This window comes from Gilvimarinus gilvus, assembly GCF_030518155.1.
In the GTDB taxonomy this organism is placed as follows: Bacteria; Pseudomonadota; Gammaproteobacteria; order Pseudomonadales; family Cellvibrionaceae; genus Gilvimarinus; species Gilvimarinus gilvus.
On record NZ_JAULRU010000430.1, the window covers coordinates 1 to 16,032 of the forward strand.

At 49.7% G+C, this 16,032-nt stretch carries 14 protein-coding genes; 8 read left to right on the plus strand and 6 right to left on the minus strand.

Annotated elements, in window-relative coordinates; all coding sequences use genetic code 11:
- Positions 1-348: 348 nt before the first annotated feature.
- The gene (gene relA, locus QWI17_RS08515; RefSeq protein WP_302722097.1) at positions 349-2,592 is read left to right on the plus strand and encodes a GTP diphosphokinase; all 2,244 of its coding nucleotides are present in this window, start codon (positions 349-351) and stop codon (positions 2,590-2,592) included.
- 261 nt (positions 2,593-2,853) lie between these two features.
- A complete protein-coding gene (gene mazG, locus QWI17_RS08520; RefSeq protein WP_302722098.1) occupies positions 2,854-3,660 on the plus strand; it encodes a nucleoside triphosphate pyrophosphohydrolase in 807 nt (268 codons plus the stop codon).
- 34 nt (positions 3,661-3,694) lie between these two features.
- Here the strand turns inward: mazG and QWI17_RS08525 are convergent, their stop codons facing one another.
- The 4 genes from QWI17_RS08525 to QWI17_RS08540 form a co-directional block, all read right to left on the minus strand.
- Positions 3,695-4,540, minus strand: a complete 846-nt coding sequence (locus tag QWI17_RS08525; protein WP_302722099.1) for a fumarylacetoacetate hydrolase family protein — start codon at positions 4,538-4,540, stop codon at positions 3,695-3,697.
- A gap of 26 nt (positions 4,541-4,566) precedes the next feature.
- On the minus strand, positions 4,567-5,895 hold the full coding sequence (locus QWI17_RS08530; RefSeq protein WP_302722100.1) for a GntP family permease: 1,329 nt from the start codon (positions 5,893-5,895) through the stop codon (positions 4,567-4,569).
- Between the two features lie 153 nt (positions 5,896-6,048).
- The gene (locus QWI17_RS08535) at positions 6,049-7,770 is read right to left on the minus strand and encodes an IlvD/Edd family dehydratase (RefSeq protein WP_302722101.1); all 1,722 of its coding nucleotides are present in this window, start codon (positions 7,768-7,770) and stop codon (positions 6,049-6,051) included.
- 27 nt (positions 7,771-7,797) lie between these two features.
- Positions 7,798-9,396, minus strand: a complete 1,599-nt coding sequence (locus QWI17_RS08540; RefSeq protein ID WP_302722102.1) for an aldehyde dehydrogenase (NADP(+)) — start codon at positions 9,394-9,396, stop codon at positions 7,798-7,800.
- A gap of 459 nt (positions 9,397-9,855) precedes the next feature.
- Here QWI17_RS08540 and QWI17_RS08545 point away from each other — a divergent pair, with 459 nt between their 5' ends.
- The 5 genes from QWI17_RS08545 (at position 9,856) to QWI17_RS08560 (ending at position 12,509) form a co-directional block, all read left to right on the plus strand.
- Positions 9,856-10,473 carry a hypothetical protein gene (locus QWI17_RS08545; RefSeq protein WP_302722103.1) on the plus strand — a complete coding sequence of 206 codons (618 nt, stop codon included), beginning with the start codon at positions 9,856-9,858 and terminating at the stop codon, positions 10,471-10,473.
- Positions 10,473-11,342 carry a penicillin-binding transpeptidase domain-containing protein gene (locus tag QWI17_RS08550; RefSeq protein WP_302722137.1) on the plus strand — a complete coding sequence of 290 codons (870 nt, stop codon included), beginning with the start codon at positions 10,473-10,475 and terminating at the stop codon, positions 11,340-11,342. Before QWI17_RS08545 ends, QWI17_RS08550 begins: the two co-directional genes overlap by 1 nt.
- The gene (locus QWI17_RS08555; RefSeq protein ID WP_302722104.1) at positions 11,287-11,508 is read left to right on the plus strand and encodes a hypothetical protein; all 222 of its coding nucleotides are present in this window, start codon (positions 11,287-11,289) and stop codon (positions 11,506-11,508) included. Before QWI17_RS08550 ends, QWI17_RS08555 begins: the two co-directional genes overlap by 56 nt.
- Positions 11,509-11,510: 2 nt before the next feature.
- Positions 11,511-11,852 (plus strand): class I SAM-dependent methyltransferase, encoded by a 342-nt coding sequence (locus QWI17_RS23635; protein ID WP_368045332.1) that lies wholly within the window; start codon positions 11,511-11,513, stop codon positions 11,850-11,852.
- Positions 11,853-12,245: 393 nt separating this feature from the next.
- Entirely contained in the window at positions 12,246-12,509 is a 264-nt protein-coding gene (locus QWI17_RS08560) for a hypothetical protein (RefSeq protein WP_302722105.1), read from the plus strand.
- Between the two features lie 14 nt (positions 12,510-12,523).
- Here QWI17_RS08560 and QWI17_RS08565 read toward each other — a convergent pair whose 3' ends face one another.
- A complete protein-coding gene (locus QWI17_RS08565; protein ID WP_302722106.1) occupies positions 12,524-13,369 on the minus strand; it encodes a histone deacetylase family protein in 846 nt (281 codons plus the stop codon).
- 207 nt (positions 13,370-13,576) lie between these two features.
- Between QWI17_RS08565 and QWI17_RS08570 the strand changes: the two genes are divergently transcribed.
- Complete coding sequence (locus tag QWI17_RS08570) at positions 13,577-14,833, plus strand: HD-GYP domain-containing protein (protein WP_302722107.1); 1,257 nt, start codon at positions 13,577-13,579, stop codon at positions 14,831-14,833.
- Here QWI17_RS08570 and greB read toward each other — a convergent pair.
- Positions 14,823-15,335, minus strand: a complete 513-nt coding sequence (gene greB / locus QWI17_RS08575; RefSeq protein ID WP_302722108.1) for a transcription elongation factor GreB — start codon at positions 15,333-15,335, stop codon at positions 14,823-14,825. The two genes, QWI17_RS08570 and greB, sit on opposite strands and share 11 nt — an antisense overlap.
- Between the last annotated feature and the right edge of the window lie 697 nt (positions 15,336-16,032).

The following is a 16,032-nucleotide window of genomic DNA, read 5'->3' on the forward strand; positions in this document are numbered from 1 at the left end:
GCTTTTAATCAGCCTGCGGCAGTCGCCGTGGGCTTGATTAACCTTCCGAAATGGCTACCATAGCCTCGCTTACCACTTCCAGGCTGGCCCGTACTCGTCGTTGCCACTTTTCGATGGGTGGGCACACACCGTCAAAGTGGCGCCTAGATTACGAACCAGCCTGAGAGTCTGAGTACGTAAGGGGTTTTTCAACAGCCTGCTAGCCTTAGGTTAGGCAACACGATCTGGAATGCAACTTTTGACCGCCTGTGACGTCGAATAGAGGTTACGGAACCCCGTTTAGGCTGACCTGACCGGGACTGCGGAAAACAATCAACGACAACCAGACGCAGTAAAAGCGAAAATATTATGGTTAAAGTCCGCCAAGACCATCCCATTGCCGATGACGGCAGTGTCGATATTGATGCCTGGTTGCTCAGACTAGAAGGCATTGAGCAGCAATCACCCGCTGCCATGACCGAGATCAAGCGTGCCTGCGAGCTATGTCAGAGCGTGGATGTCTTGCCCAGTGTCGCCTCCCACCGCTGGGGGGAGGGCGTCAGCTGTTTTCGCATCGGCCTGGAAATGGCAGAAATTCTCGCCGACTTGCAGCTGGACCAAGACACTCTGGTAGCCGCCGTTCTCTACCGCGCCGTGCGCGAAGAAAAACTCTCCTTAGCCGATGTCGAAAAACAGTTTGGTGATATGGTTGCCAAGCTGATCAAGGGGGTGTTGCGAATGGCCGCGATTGCTTACCAGCGCAATGAGTCAGAGGAGTGTGTATTTGGTAAACAGTCCGACGAGCAGGCTGAAAATATTCGCAAAATGCTGGTGGCTATGGTCGATGACGTTCGTGTCGCCCTGATCAAACTTGCCGAGCGCACTTGCGCCATTCGCGCGGTTAAAACGGCCGCTCCGGCCAGGCGCCGGCAGGTGTCGCGTGAGGTCGCCGATGTGTATGCTCCGCTCGCCCATCGACTGGGCATCGGCCATATTAAATGGGAGCTCGAAGACCTCTCGTTTCGGTACCTTGAGCCCAGCGATTACAAACGCATTGCCTCACTGCTCGATGAACGGCGTATCGCCAGACAGGAATACATTGAAAAGGTGCTCGAGTTAATTCGTCACGAATTAGCCGATGCAACGATTGAGGGCGAAGTCGCTGGCCGTGCCAAGCACATCTACAGTATTTGGCGCAAAATGCGTCGCAAGGGCATTGGTTTTTCCCAGGTTTACGACATAAGAGCAGTGCGCATTTTAGTACCGAGTGTACGTGACTGTTACACCGTGCTCGGTATTGTCCACAGTCTTTGGCGCAACATTCCCCACGAGTTTGACGATTACATCGCCTCGCCCAAAGAAAATGGCTACCGCTCGTTGCACACCGCCGTTATCGGCCCAGAAAACAAGGTACTGGAAATTCAGGTGCGTACCTTTTCCATGCACGAAGAGGCAGAGCTTGGGGTGTGTGCCCACTGGCGCTACAAAGGCACTGATACCAAAGGCGAGCAAGACGGTTATGAACAAAAAATTGCTTGGTTGCGTCAGGTGCTTGAGTGGCACGATGAACTTGGTGGTGACAGTGAGCAGCTACAGGACGATTTAAAATCGTTCGATCAAGATCGCATTTATGTGTTTACCCCTGAGGGGCACGTAGTCGACTTGCCGCACACCGCGACGCCTTTGGATTTTGCCTATCGTATCCACACCGACGTTGGTCACCGCTGCCGTGGTGCCAAGGTCAATGGCCGGATTGTGCCGCTTAACTACCACCTAAACACCGCCGATCAGGTAGAAATTTTGACCGGTAAGCGCGAAGCGCCCAGCCGGGATTGGTTGTCTCCGGCGCTCGGTTATGTCAATACCGCCCGCGCTCGGGCCAAGGTGCAGCACTGGTTCAAAGTACAGGCGCGCGACGACAATATTGCCGAAGGTCAGTCTTTGCTCGATCGCGAGTTTAAGCGCCTGGCGGTACACGAGTTTGATTACGAAGCGCTGGCGCAAAAACTTAATATGCATTCGTTGGATGATCTCTACGCCGCGGTGGGCGCCAGTGATATTGGTGTAGGGCAGGTGCTAAGCGCAGCGCAGCGCTTGATAGATGCTAAGAATCCGCAGCAGGATGTTATTCCGTTTAAGGCGCGCTCGCCGAAAAAGAAAAAAGACTCGGATGTATTTATCGAAGGTGTGGGCAATTTATTAACGCAAATTGCCAGCTGTTGTAATCCGGTGCCGGGCGATGCCATTACCGGATACATAACATTGGGACGCGGGGTTTCCATTCACCGCTCAGACTGTAGCAATTTACTGCAGTTACAGTCCGATGAGCCCGAACGTATTATCAAAGTTGACTGGGGCGCCGCGCCGCAAAGCAGCTACTCCGTGGATGTAATGATAGAAGCCTACGATCGTTCCGGCTTGCTGCGCGATGTCACCTCGCTACTCGACCACGAGCATATCAACATCAGCGCCATGCAAACCTTATCCGACAAGCGCAAAAACACCGTGGATATGCAAATCACCGTCGAAATTCGCGGCTTTGAAGAGCTAAGCCGGGTACTGACGCGGCTTAATCAGCTGCCGAATATCGCCTCAGCGCGGAGGAAGTTGTAACCGAACGTTAGATGTCAGATGTCTGACGTCGGATGGAAATCAAAGTGATTCTACAGCCAACGCTATTGAACGTTGCTGCTGCAGAAACTCTGACCTAATTTTAGGTTTTAAAACTTTATAGGCCATTAAAACCCAGTGAGTGGAAATATACTTTTTCTGGTGTATTGCAGCTTTAGGTTGCGAGAGCTTTTTGATTTCCTTTGTTTCCGACATCCGACATCCGACATCCGACGCTAACACAAACACACAGGATACGAATCAATGCCCCCCCCAAACTACACCCTCGACGACCTAATCTACCTAATGCAACGCTTGCGCGATCCGGTTGATGGGTGCCCGTGGGATGTAAAGCAGACCTATAAAACAATTGTACCTTCTACCATTGAGGAAGCTTACGAGGTAGCGGATGCCATTGAGCGCGGGGATCTTGATCATCTAAAAGAAGAGTTAGGTGATTTATTGTTTCAGGTTATTTTCTACAGTCAGTTTGGCGCCGAGGAAAAGCGCTTTGATTTTCATCAGGTGGTGGATACTTTAGTAAGTAAATTGGTGCGGCGCCACCCGCACGTATTCCCCAACGAAAATCTTCGGGAGCGATTCGGTAACCGGCCTGCCGATGAGACCGACATTAAACAGCGCTGGGAAGATATTAAGAAGGAAGAGCGTAACGCTAAGGGAGTGAAGGGTATGCTTGACGATATTCCCGTAAATCTACCAGCGCTGACACGCGCCGCAAAGCTGCAAAAGCGCGCTGCTCGCACGGGCTTCGACTGGGATGATATTCAAGGGCCTATCGCTAAGGTTCGCGAGGAATTGTTAGAGGTTGAAGAAGCCTTGGCCAGTGGGGATATGGACGCCGTAGATCAAGAAATCGGCGATTTACTGTTTGCCGTAGTAAATATTAGTCGCAGTCTCAAACAAGATCCGGAAGGCGCTCTGCGCAGGGCGAATCACAAGTTTGAACGTCGCTTTCATTACATTGAAAATAATGCTCGTAAAGCGCTGGAACAGATGACATTAGCAGAACTAGACACACTTTGGGATGAGGCAAAAACCAAAGGCTTATAAAATAAAGGCCGCCAGTTGGCGACCTAAAGGTGATTTAAGTGTTGCGAGCGACACAGTTAGTCAGGGTGCCGATGCCGTCGACACTAATTGATATGCAATCGCCAGCCTGCAGTGTGAAATCATTGCCTGGTACGATGCCCGTTCCGGTCATCAACAGAGCACCCTGAGGGAAGCTACATTCACGAAATAAAAATCCCGCCAATTCCTCCATCCCCCTTTTTATTTGATTAATCGCAATGCTGTCGTTAAACACAACTTCATTGTCTCTCTCAATAGTAAGTCTTATGTTTGTATCACCTTTTAACGGAGATTCGGCAACCAAAATGCATGGGCCTAACGCAGCGCAGCCGTCATAAGTTTTCGCCTGAGGTAGGTACAATGGGTTTTCCCCCTCAATACTGCGGGAGCTCATATCGTTACCTATGGTATAGCCAATAATCTTACCGCTGCTGGACATAAGCAGAACTAGTTCTGGCTCCGGAACATCCCAATTCGAATCTCGCCGAATACGCACTTCTCCACCGTGCCCGACAATACGATTGCGAGTGGCTTTAAAGAAAAGCTCTGGGCGATCTGCCTCATAGACCCGAGCATAAAAGTCAGATCCTCCAGCTTTTGCGCTTTCCTCCTGTCTTCCTTGTTTACTTCTAATGTAGGTTACGCCGCTTGCCCACAATTCCTGTCCAACAACTGGCGCATCTAGCTCGTGTTTCAGCAAGGCGTCACTGTTACTGATAGGTGATAGATTCGAAGCAATTTGCTTAACTTTTTCGTCCAGATAATCGTCATTAATGAAGCTATCCCAAGATTCGTCTTCCAGCTGATAAAAATTGTCTTGATACTCCAATAAAATAGATGAGTTGAGTTTGTAAATTTTCATATTCTACCTGTTGCAATGATAAGGGATTAGGAAAAGGTGCTGTATATGCCGAATACCACAAGTGCGGAACTGGTGCCCATTACTAAAGTGCCAAGTGTGTGGGTACGGTATCCCGTGCGGACATCCATGCCAGACATTTGGGTTACTACCCAAAAAAAACTGTCATTTGCGTGTGAAACAACTGCTGAGCCTGCGCCAATTGCAATTACAACCAGCGCTTTATCAAGTTCCGATACAAACCCAAGTTCACCCATTAGTGGTGCTAGTATTGAAGCCGTTGTGATCAGAGCAACGGTAGAGGAACCCTGAGCCGTTTTAATGGCTGCGGCCAGTAGGAACGGTAGCCAAATCCCAAGACTCCATTCGCTGATCAGTGTGCCGAGTCCTGTCGCGATTCCGGAGTTCTGCAGGATTTTTCCAAATGCACCTCCTGCACCAGTAATCAGTATGATAGAAGCCGAGCCGGTGAGGGCTTTTCCAATCCATCCGTCACAAGAAAGCATGTTAAGTTCTAGTTTTTTCGGCAAAAGTAAAGCCAAAAAAGTGCCAGCCAGCAGTGCAATAAACGGCGTCCCCAAGAAATTGATAATAGAAAGTAAAGGGGTGGCTGGCAGTTGCAGCATTTGTGCAACAGATTTGCTGAGAATGAGTCCAATTGGAACAATTATAGGCAAAAGTGACTTGAGTGCGCTGGGTGAATCTTTTGATGGTGCGGGGGCGGCGTCTGTAGCGCCTGTACTTGATGGATCTATATGTATACGTGAAACATACGCCATCGCGAATAGAATGCTGACAGCTAACGCAATCAAGCTGACGGGTAATCCAATGAGCAGAACCTGACCTAAGTTTGCGTCCAGTATGCCGGCGGCAGCAATAGGTCCAGGGGTTGGCGGTACCATAGTGTGCGAGACAGTAAGGCCAAGGCTGAGAGCAATCGTTGCGCCGGATAGGGTCAGTCCTGCGCTTTTACAAAGGGATTTTTTTAGCGGTGATAAGAGTAAAAATCCACTGTCGGCATACACTGGAATGGACACCACATATCCCATAATGCCCATGGCTGGTGTGACATTTTTTTTACCCAGAAAGCGAAGAATTTTTTCGGCTATCGCATAGGCGCCACCGGTATTTTCCAAAAATACCCCAATTATGACCCCCAGCACTATGATCAAACCAATGCCACTTAGAGTTTTACCAAACCCCTCGTTAACGGACGCAACGATTTGATCGCTCGGCATCCCAGCTAAAAACCCATAGGTTAACCCTACAAGTAGCAATACAATGAATGGATGGATGCGTAGTCGCGAAGTAAGGACGACAATGAGTACAATACAACCCAATAAGTAGGCTACTAGCATGACTTTCCCTGCCGGTTGGCTTATCGTGATGTTTAACCAAAAACAGCTAGTAGGACAGTCAGCGGTCCTACTATTTTGGGGCTGAAAAATACGTATTTATTGCTTTTTATTGGTAGCTCAACAGCTGCTCGCTGGCTTTTTTAGAGTGTTTTTCTAGTGTAAATCCCTATCTACGTTTGATCCGGATTTGCCCACAAGTACATCAAGGTCCGCGCCCTTGTGTGCTTGCTCAACATGGTCGAGATAAATTTTTACGTATCCGCGTGTCGCAAGTGGTTCAGGTGGTTGCCATTGTGCCCGGCGAGCCTCTAGCTCTTCATCGGTTACATGGAGGGCTAAGTTCCGGTTCTCCACATCCAGAGAAATTTCGTCACCATTGCAAACCAGAGCTAGGTTTCCACCGATTGATGATTCAGGGGATACATGTAAGATGACCGTACCGTAAGCTGTGCCGCTCATACGGCCATCAGAAATCCGCACCATGTCAGTAACGCCTTCCAGAATCAACTTTTTGGGTAAGTCGAGGTTGCCGACTTCGGGCATGCCAGGGTAACCTTTAGGGCCAACGCCTTTAAGAACCATTACGCTGTCCTTATCAATTTCGAGATCAGGGTCGTCAATACGCGCGTGATAGTCTTCCATGCTTTCAAAAACCACAGCCTTACCTCTGTGCTTCATAAGAGCTTCGGTGGCGGCAGAGGGTTTAATTACCGCCCCATTTTCACAGAGGTTACCTGAGAGCACCGCAATGCCTGCGGCTGGGTGCAGCGGTTGCTCTCGGGTTCGAATGACATCAGAGTCATAACAGGTAGCTTGCGGGTAATTTTGCTTGATAGATTGGCCGTTAATGGTCAGATTGTCTTGCAGCAGATCTCCTAACTCATTGACTACGACTCCCAGCCCCCCAGCGTAAAAATAGTCTTCCATTAGGTACTTTCCTGACGGCATCAGGTTTACTAGCAATGGCACTTGACTGCCCAGTTTATCGAAATCCGCCAGTTCTAACGGTACTTCCATTCGCCCGGCAATGGCCTGTAAGTGAATAATAAAATTTGTGGACCCGCCAATTGCCGCATTGGTCACTATTGCATTTTCGAACGCTGTTCGGGTTAAAACTTTGTCCATGCTTAGGTTTTCTTTTACCATGTCAACAATTCGGCGTCCCGAAAGTTGCGCCATTAATTTCTTACGTGAATCAACGGCGGGAATCTCTGAAGCACCGGGCAGTGTGAGGCCTAACATTTCGGCCATGGTTGCCATGGTAGAAGCTGTACCCATGGTGTTGCAGTGTCCGGCACTGCGTGCAGCACAGATCTCAGCTTCTTGTAAGTCGGCATCTGAAAACTCGTTAGTTTCAATTTTTTCTTTGATTTTCCAGTTGAAAGACCCCGATCCAAGTTCTGTGCCACGAAATTTACCGTTAAGCATTGGGCCGCCTGGTACAACGAGTGTCGGCAGGCCGACACTGGCGGCTCCCATTATGAGTGAGGGGGTGGTTTTGTCGCAGCCTGTCAGCAATACAATGCCGTCTAGGGGGTTGGCCCGGATAGATTCCTCGACGTCCATACTGGCGAGGTTGCGGAAAAGCATAGTCGTAGGGCGCATAATGGTTTCCCCGAGCGACATAACCGGAAATTCAAAAGGCACGCCTCCCGCTTCGAGTATTCCGCGTTTAACGACTTCCGCTATGTCGCGTAAGTGACCATTACAGGGCGTCAACTCCGACCATGTATTGCAGATTCCGATTACCGGTTTGCCGCGAAAATAGTCATCGGGGTACCCTTGGTTGCGCAACCATGATCGATGAACAAAACCCATCTTATCGTTGCTGCCAAACCAATCTTGGCTGCGTAGTTTATTGTTCTTTTTTTTCATAATATGTCTCGCTCGCCTACAGGGTTTTTAACGCGTTACCGGGTCTTGGGTCAGGTTGTTGTTGACGCGTCTTACAATATTTAGCGGGTTATCGTCTTTAAGCGCGTCTGGCAGAACACAATTGGGCGCATCCTGGAAACAAACGGGGCGTAGGAAACGCTCAATTGCGGCGGTCCCCACGGATGTAAAACGGGTGTCAGTGGACGCTGGGAAAGGTCCTCCATGGACCATAGAGGGACATACTTCCACTCCGGTGGGGAAACCGTTAAAGACCAGTCTGCCAACGCGAGCACGCAAGCAATCAGTTAAGTCCTGATAGTTGTCAAGTTCACCCTCTGCCGCATGAATCGTCCCGGTTAGCTGGCCGCTAAGGCAAGAAATGGCCGCCATCAGCTCGTCTTGGTCGCGGCATACCACTACCAGTGACACAGGGCCAAAGATTTCCTCTCGTAGTGATACATTGCTAATAAAATTTTCAGCACTGGTTCTGGCAAGCATGGCCTGCGCCGGATAGCCCGCTGAGTTACCCGTAGCTTGACCTGAAGCCAAAATCGTCACGCCATTTGTGTTCTGCAGAGCTTCTGTGCTTTGTGTATAGGCATCACAGATTCGCTGATTCAACATGATCCCGCTATCGACTTGTGCCAGAGCGCTACAGGTGGCTGTAAAAAATTCCTCAAGCTCAGGTGTATCTAATGCCAGCACAACGCCGGGGTTTACACAAAACTGCCCAACTCCAAGCGTAAGTGAACCAACAAAACCTTCGGCAATACCCGTACAGTTTGAATCCAGTGCCTGCGGCAATAATACAACCGGGTTCAGGCTACCCATCTCGGCAAAGACTGGGATGGGCTCCTGGCGTGTATTGGCAAGTTTGTGTAAAGCCATACCGCCCTGAAGAGAGCCGGTAAAACCCACGGCTTTAATTTCGGGAGCGGCAACCAGAGCACTGCCGACTTGCCGGCCTTCTCCCATTACCAGTGAGAAAACGCCGGGAGGCATATGACAGCTGAGAGCGGCACGGGCGATTGCCTGAGCGACCAGCTCGCAGGTGCCAGGATGAGATGAATGACCTTTTACAATCACCGGGCAGCCAGCTGCTAGTGCCGATGCAGTATCTCCACCGGCAACCGAAAATGCCAACGGGAAATTACTTGCGCCAAAAACAGCGACAGGTCCTAGAGCTTGATTGCAGTAGCGAGTGTCGGGCTTGGGCGCTGGCTTACGAGCGGCATCAGCGGTGTCAATACGGGCATCCAGGTGATCGCCTTTGGCGACAAAGTCTGCGAACATCCGTAATTGTCCGCAAGTGCGCGCACGCTCCCCTTCCGCTCGCATTTTAGGGTAGCCGGTTTCCTGACAAACCCGTTCGGTGAGTTGGTCGCCAAGAGCCATAATCTCATCGGCTATGGCATTCAGAAAGGAAGCGCGGTCGACTGGAGATGTTTGTTGATAGGGGGCTAGGGCACGTTGCGCGGCGGCAAGGGCTTCAGAGACTTGCGCCTCGCTCGCTTTCGTGAGTACAGGGTCAATCGGAAGGCCTGTGGCAGGGTTTTCCGCTTGGTATTGACCCCCCTCGCCAGATTGCCAGCGTCCGTTAAAGTAGAGGTTTCCGGTAACGCTCATATGCCGCTCCTATTGTTGATCATATGGTGTTGTTGACCATAAGTGGTAGCGCTACCATAACCTATTTGTATTACTATTTTCAAGAGTGTCGCACTCGCGATTTTCGACACCTGAATTGGTGGATGGCTTGATTGAAAAGTACCAAGACAGGGGGGCGTTGCTGTGATGGCACCAGTGGCGCTGCGGTTTTTCAGGGCAGCCTGGCACGCAAATACACATGGCGAATGAGGCTAGCAATGCACGTCATTCGAATTATTGAATGATCGAACTATCAACTTGGCCGAGTCTTCGCACGGGGAAGCTATTAATGCTTTAGAGGTGCAAGTTTTCGCCTGCTGTGATCAGTTTGCCGTGGGTGTGTGGACGCTCAGTGCGGTTAGAAAGTGCAAATGCATTTTTAGTGTTGAACCAAAACAGTTGTTGTCAGTCAGACTTTCGAACGCACCAAGGAAATGGTACATGCAAATAAAATTAACTGTTATTGTGCTTTTGATGGTTCTGTCTGGTTGTAGCTCGATGCCACTTTCTACCATGTACAAACTGCGTAAGTTCGACCCGCTTACTCAAGACCCAAAGGCACTTCAGCTGGCGGTTGTCATCCCCAAAAGTATCGATTTAACGCTTGCCCATGTAGTGATGCTAATGGGGTTTGATGCCGAGGACGATCAGTCGGATATACACGAACAACTAAAGTTCACCCTGCAGGACTATGAGCGACCACCGGCCGACCTTTTTTACAACTTAAAACATGATGAGCGTTTAATTATCGTTTCATTTGCGCCAGAAGAAATTGAGCGCATGCGCCAGTTGCAAAAAGAAATCACTATCAAAAAAGACTCAGACATTAAGGGCAGTGGCTACGTCGGTTTCAATATTAATGGGTTTTGTTTGAGCGACTTAGCCGATTATGACTCATTGATAGCGAGCTTTTTTATCAAAATTGATGCCAATGAGGACTATATGCTTTTGATTGATAAGATGAATCTTGCCGACCAAGAGTTGGGGGCCGAAGAAATTCTTTGCTCCAATTGGGGCAAGTATCAGGAGCAGGTCGTTCAGGGAGGCGATCAATTGTGATGCTGTTGAGTGCTTTTCACAAATTCAAAGGTTCGCTGTGGTTGCCGGGCATTCTTCTGATAATGCCGTTTTCCAGCATTACCTCAGCACAAACATTGCGGTTGTGTGAGCAGCCTGCAGCGCAATGTACAGCGATTATTTACCATGAATCATCTAACACGAGTCAATATTATAATACGAAGCGTAGCCAAGAGCGGTTCTCACCTTTTTCGACATTCAAAGTACCCAATAGCGTTATTTTTCTGGAAGAAGGGCTAGTGAATTCTTTCTCGCAAATGTTAGATTTCGACCGTGCCCAGTACCCACCAGAGGGCTGGTGGCCAGAATCGTGGCAGCGCACGCCTATGACTTTTAGGCAGGCCTTGCAGCGATCCGCTGTGCCCATCTACCGTAGTTTGTCCTCTGAGGTAGGCGCACAGAAAATGGCTAAGTGGTTGGAAACGTTCGACTACGGCAATCAAGATATCAGTGCCGGAATTGATACCTTCTGGCTTGGCGCCAGCCTGAAAATAAGCGCCCGCGAGCAAATTCAATTTTTGCGCCGCCTGCGTGCAGGTGAATTCAACGTACGAGAGGCATCGTTGGCCGCCCTGCAAGAAATGATGTTGGTCGAGAAGCGTGAGGATTACCTGCTTTATGCCAAAACCGGAGCGGGCAATTTGCCCGCAGGCGGGGCGATAGGCTGGTATGTGGGGTGGCTTGACCGTGGCACCGATAGACAATACTTTGCCCTTAACGTTTCTGCCGCTACTTTCTCTGAGTTGCTGGCAGAGCGAGCTACACTGATCGAATTACTGGTACAGGAGTTAACGGATGCACCGTCAAGCCATTGGGCTAATCGAAAATGGGGATTGGGAGGGCGCTCATAACCTGGTACAGGATGAGAGCGATACACTCTCCTGCTTGCTGCACGCCTATTTACACCGCGATGAAGGGGATATAGGCAATGCCGGTTATTGGTACCGAAGGGCAGGGGAGAGTTTTCCCGATAACAGTCTGAGCGAAGAGCTAGAGCGCCTAAAATCGATGCTTTGAGTATGCCTCAGTTCGATAAAAACGCAGAAAATTACCTTCGATACCGTCCAGACGTTGATAGTAGAATATTGCCTTGGGTGTTGGAGCATTGCGGCCTTGCAGGCGAGTTAAAGATATTGGAAATTGGTTGCGGCGCGGGCCAAGCAACGAACTTATTTCAATCTCTGGCCCCGAGCCAGCTGTGCATAGATCCAGGTGCGAGGTTGCTTAAGTTAAGTGAGAAGCGTTTTCCCGACAGATCCCACTACCAATTTCAGAATGTGAGCTTTGAAGCGCTTAACGCGAATAGTGCGTTCGATGTCATCTATGCCGCCACGAGTTTCCATTGGCTAGCAGGCTGTTGAAAAACCCCTTGCATGCTCAGCGAGGCCTGAAGCGTGCAGCTGTCGTGCCTTGTCTCGACGGACAGGGTGGTTCCCTTTCCTAGAGGCAAGGTGCGGCAGGTGTGCGCTTCAGGCCTCGCCCTGCGGGACTTCCAGGCTGGTCCGTACTCGTCGTTGCCACTTCTCGATGGGTGGGCACAGACCTTCAAAGCGGCGCCTAGATTACGAACCAGCCTGAAAGTCTGAGTACGTAAGGGGTTTTTCAACAGCCTGCTAGATGCCAGGGTTGGCTTTAAGAAAGTCGCTGAGCTGCTTAACCCGGCTGGTATTTTTTTGCTTATCACCGACAGGCACATAAAGAAAAGGGATTTTTTTCACCAGGTTCAGTCCGTCTACAGTAAGTTTACACCTGAAATGGAAGCCGCCAGCCCCCAACGGCTTGAGTTGCCGAATGGCATTGGTTTGGAAAGGGTTGGAGCCGCGCAGTTCGAAAGGAGTTTTGACTATTCGACGCAGGCGTATCTTGGTTTGTTAAGTACTTTTTCCAGTCATATTGCTTTAGGGCCAGATCTTCTAGACAAGCTGTTGAATGCCGTTGGTGATTTAATCGACCGTCAATTTGACGGGCAAGTCACTAAAATACTGTCCACTGAGGCGGTTATTTACCGCCGTAAATAGCAAGGCTCGTTGAACTAACCTTGGGCGAAAAGCTTGTGCGCCTCTTCCACTACAAAAGCATGCCGCTTGGCCAGTGCTTTGCGGTCGTCATCATAACCACCGCCAATCACAGTCGCCACAGGTATGCCTTTGTCTCGGCAGTGCTTTAAAACTAAGTGATCACGCTCGCAGATGCCTTGCTCGCTGACATTCAGCAGGCCCAGCGGGTCGTGGGTATAGATGTCTACACCGGCATCGTATAGTACAAGTTCTGGCCTTTCATCATCCAGCAATTGTTGGAGGTGGGTGTCTACTGTGGCGATATAGTCGGCATCTGTCGTGTTGGGGGCAAGGCTTACGTCTAGATCACTTTTGGCTTTGCGGGCGGGGAAGTTCTTGTCGCAATGTATTGAGCAGGTATATGCCCCGGTCTCATTAGCTAAAATACTGGCCGTACCGTCGCCTTGGTGCACGTCACAATCAAATATAAGTACTTTGCCCACCTTGCCCTGAGCCAGCAGTGTCGCTGCGGTAACCGCAAGGTCATTGATGATGCAAAACCCCGAGGCGAAATCGTAATGAGCGTGGTGGGTGCCCCCGGCCAGATGGCAGGCTATCCCGTGCTGCAATGCCAGGTGTGCTGCCATTAGAGTACCGTTGGGGGAAATCAAGGTGCGTTTCACCAACCCCTCGCTCCAGGGCAGGCCCATTCGTCTTAACTCTTGGGAGGTTAACTGGTTCTGGCTAAATCGGCGTATGTAATCAGAACAGTGGGCTGTACTTAATACGTCGGTGCGCGCCTTGCCTGGCCGAATCAGATTGGTGGGCGTGGCAATGCCCAGATGCCGCAGCCATTCGGTCAATAAAGCAAACTTCTCCATCGGGAACCGATGCCTACCAGGGAAGGGGTAAGAGTATGCAGGGTGGGTAACCAAAGGGATGCTCATCAGAAATATGGATTCGCCCAGATGTTGAAAATTGTGCCAATCTATGAGCCGAGCTTATTTTATTGATTTTGTAAGCTCGTGCTCGGGGCAGGATTAGCTATAGTGTAAGTGGCAACAATAAAACGGTGCAAGGGGAGCTGAGTGACTGACTTTCGGCAAGTAAAGGCAGGCTTTTACGATAAAAGTAAGCGCAGCGTTAAAGTCCCGGTGGGCGAACTCCGTGTCGGCATGTTTGTGTCAAGGCTCGATCGCGATTGGCTGGAAACGCCCTTTCTCATGCAGGGCTTTTTGCTTGAAAGTCAGGACGATATAGATACCGTCATCGACTACTGTGAGCACGTTTGGATTGATGCGGTACAGCCTAAGTGGGTACCTCCGGAGGAGCGAGGCAACATTGAGGGCCCACGCCGTAAAACAACCTATATCAACAAGATATCTGCGCAGGATGAGCACCGCCAGGCCATGGGCGTATTTCGCGAGGCGCGCCGCCTGACCAAAACCTTAGTGGATGATATTCGGCTCGGCGGCACCATCAACAATGACGAAGCGAAAGCGACGGTAAAGTCGTGCGTTGACAGTATTTTGCGCAACCCAGACGCCTTGTTATGGATGACCAAAATCCGCAATCAGGACAACTATACCGCTGAGCACTGCCTCAATGTGTGTATTCTGGCCATAGCCTTTGGCAGGCACTTGGGGATGAGTGAAGCTGAGCTGGAAAAGCTTGGTTTGTGCGGCCTACTGCACGATGTTGGCAAGATGCGAATACCCCCAGAGGTGCTCAATAAGCCTGGCAAGTTAACGGAAAAAGAGTGGAAGCAAATGAGCGCCCACGTCATCCATGGCAGAAACCTTCTGCTTGCGTCCCCAGGGGTAGCTAACGCAGCCGTCGATGTGGCCTACAGTCATCACGAGCGAATGGATGGCAAAGGTTATCCCCGCAAACTTAAGTCTGCAGGTATTTCCGAATTCTCTCGAATCATATCAATTGTCGATGCCTATGATGCGATGACGGCCAATCGTTGTTACGCGCCGGCTATACCCACTACTCAAGCATTGAAAATCATATATAAAGATCGTGGCACTCATTTTGATGAACGACTGGCACTCGCTTTTATCAAAAGCGTAGGGCTCTATCCACCGGGCAGTATTGTGGAGCTTAAAAATGGGCTGATAGGGTTAGTGCTTGAGGGGAATAAGCGGTATCGCCACCTTCCCAAGGTGATATTGCTCAACCAAGGCAGTGAACCACTGCAAAAAGAAAAAATAATAGATTTAGCACAAATTGAAGCCGGTAAGCTCAGTAAAGAACACCTCATTCGTGACACCATGCCCGACGGTAGTCACGGTATATTTGTACAAGAGTTCCGCAACAAAGGCTTGGTTTTTAAAGGTTAGTATACTTTTCGTATTCAATCTTCTCGATGTAATAAACCCGCTCGCCCTGATCGTTGCGCACGACTACCTCATCGTCGATTTGCTTTTTTAGCATAGCGCGCGCCAGTGGTGAATCCATGCTGATTTTGCCTTCGCGCACATTGAACTCGTCGGGGCCGACAATTCGGTAGCGCACCTGTTTTCCGTCTTCATCTTCCAGGGTCACCCATGCGCCGAAAAATACCCGGCTTTTGTCATCGGGTATGCGGTCGACAATGGTTAAAGCTTCCAGGCGCTTGGTGAGAAAGCGTACCCGGGAGTCAATTTCACGCAATCGCTTCTTGCCGTAAATATAGTCCCCGTTTTCAGACCGGTCGCCATTTTTGGCGGCCTCGTGCACAACCTCCGTTACCTTCGGCCGTTCGTCTTTCCACAGGTAGCGCAGCTCATCGCGCAACGCAGAGGCTCCTTCGGGGGTAATATACGCCGAGCCTTTCGGTCGAGGTGGTCGCCATCTGCCCATAATCTATGTGTTACACCCGCGTGTATTGTTAGTCGAGAAAGAATACTTGGGAACTGACAAGAGATGCAACCAAATTTCGCTGTGTCGTTTTTGAAAAGCAATATATTTCAATGTATTTGCATTTTTTAGTTAAGGCTAGATGATGGCTTCCTACCTACGCGTGCCGGCAAATACTAAAACTATTTATCGGGCGGTGCGAGGTAATTTATTGCATAAAGATACTCTAAGGCTAAAAGGTATGGCAGTACAAATTCATTCTTTTGGATTCATAGCCATAAGTAGATTAGGTTTTTATTGAGTGATGAATGTTAAAAGTAGCAGAAAAATCAATGCGATACATTGAAGTTTCCGATGTCCACTCTGGAGTGTTTCTCTTTCTGAATTCGCGAAAACGAACTCGACTTGCTGCGTTCGTTTTCGGAGTTTGAGAATGCACAGCGGTTCTGTTTTCTTCAAATATTGAATCTTGAACTCTTCGGTACGAAATTAAGTGTTAGTCTCGATCGACCGACTGGCGATCTTCTCCATAGGTAGGGCTGAGTGATTTCAGCTTGAGAGGACTGTAGTCTCAATGATGCGCTTTACGTGTTTTAGTCACTAGCAGGCGCGCAATTTTTAGACGGCGAATACTAATAATAAGCGCTCGTCATTAATGTCGAACGTTCACATCCGTGCTAGTGCAATAATATTTAGCACC

Coding starts and splice junctions, on each gene's coding strand:
- relA (WP_302722097.1), top strand. CDS start 349: ATGGTTAAAGTCCGCCAAGACCATCCCATTGCCGATGACGGCAGTGTC.
- mazG (WP_302722098.1), top strand. CDS start 2,854: ATGCCCCCCCCAAACTACACCCTCGACGACCTAATCTACCTAATGCAA.
- QWI17_RS08525 (WP_302722099.1), bottom strand. CDS start 4,540: ATGAAAATTTACAAACTCAACTCATCTATTTTATTGGAGTATCAAGAC.
- QWI17_RS08530 (WP_302722100.1), bottom strand. CDS start 5,895: ATGCTAGTAGCCTACTTATTGGGTTGTATTGTACTCATTGTCGTCCTT.
- QWI17_RS08535 (WP_302722101.1), bottom strand. CDS start 7,770: ATGAAAAAAAAGAACAATAAACTACGCAGCCAAGATTGGTTTGGCAGC.
- QWI17_RS08540 (WP_302722102.1), bottom strand. CDS start 9,396: ATGAGCGTTACCGGAAACCTCTACTTTAACGGACGCTGGCAATCTGGC.
- QWI17_RS08545 (WP_302722103.1), top strand. CDS start 9,856: ATGCAAATAAAATTAACTGTTATTGTGCTTTTGATGGTTCTGTCTGGT.
- QWI17_RS08550 (WP_302722137.1), top strand. CDS start 10,473: ATGCTGTTGAGTGCTTTTCACAAATTCAAAGGTTCGCTGTGGTTGCCG.
- QWI17_RS08555 (WP_302722104.1), top strand. CDS start 11,287: ATGCACCGTCAAGCCATTGGGCTAATCGAAAATGGGGATTGGGAGGGC.
- QWI17_RS23635 (WP_368045332.1), top strand. CDS start 11,511: ATGCCTCAGTTCGATAAAAACGCAGAAAATTACCTTCGATACCGTCCA.
- QWI17_RS08560 (WP_302722105.1), top strand. CDS start 12,246: ATGGAAGCCGCCAGCCCCCAACGGCTTGAGTTGCCGAATGGCATTGGT.
- QWI17_RS08565 (WP_302722106.1), bottom strand. CDS start 13,369: ATGGAGAAGTTTGCTTTATTGACCGAATGGCTGCGGCATCTGGGCATT.
- greB (WP_302722108.1), bottom strand. CDS start 15,335: ATGGGCAGATGGCGACCACCTCGACCGAAAGGCTCGGCGTATATTACC.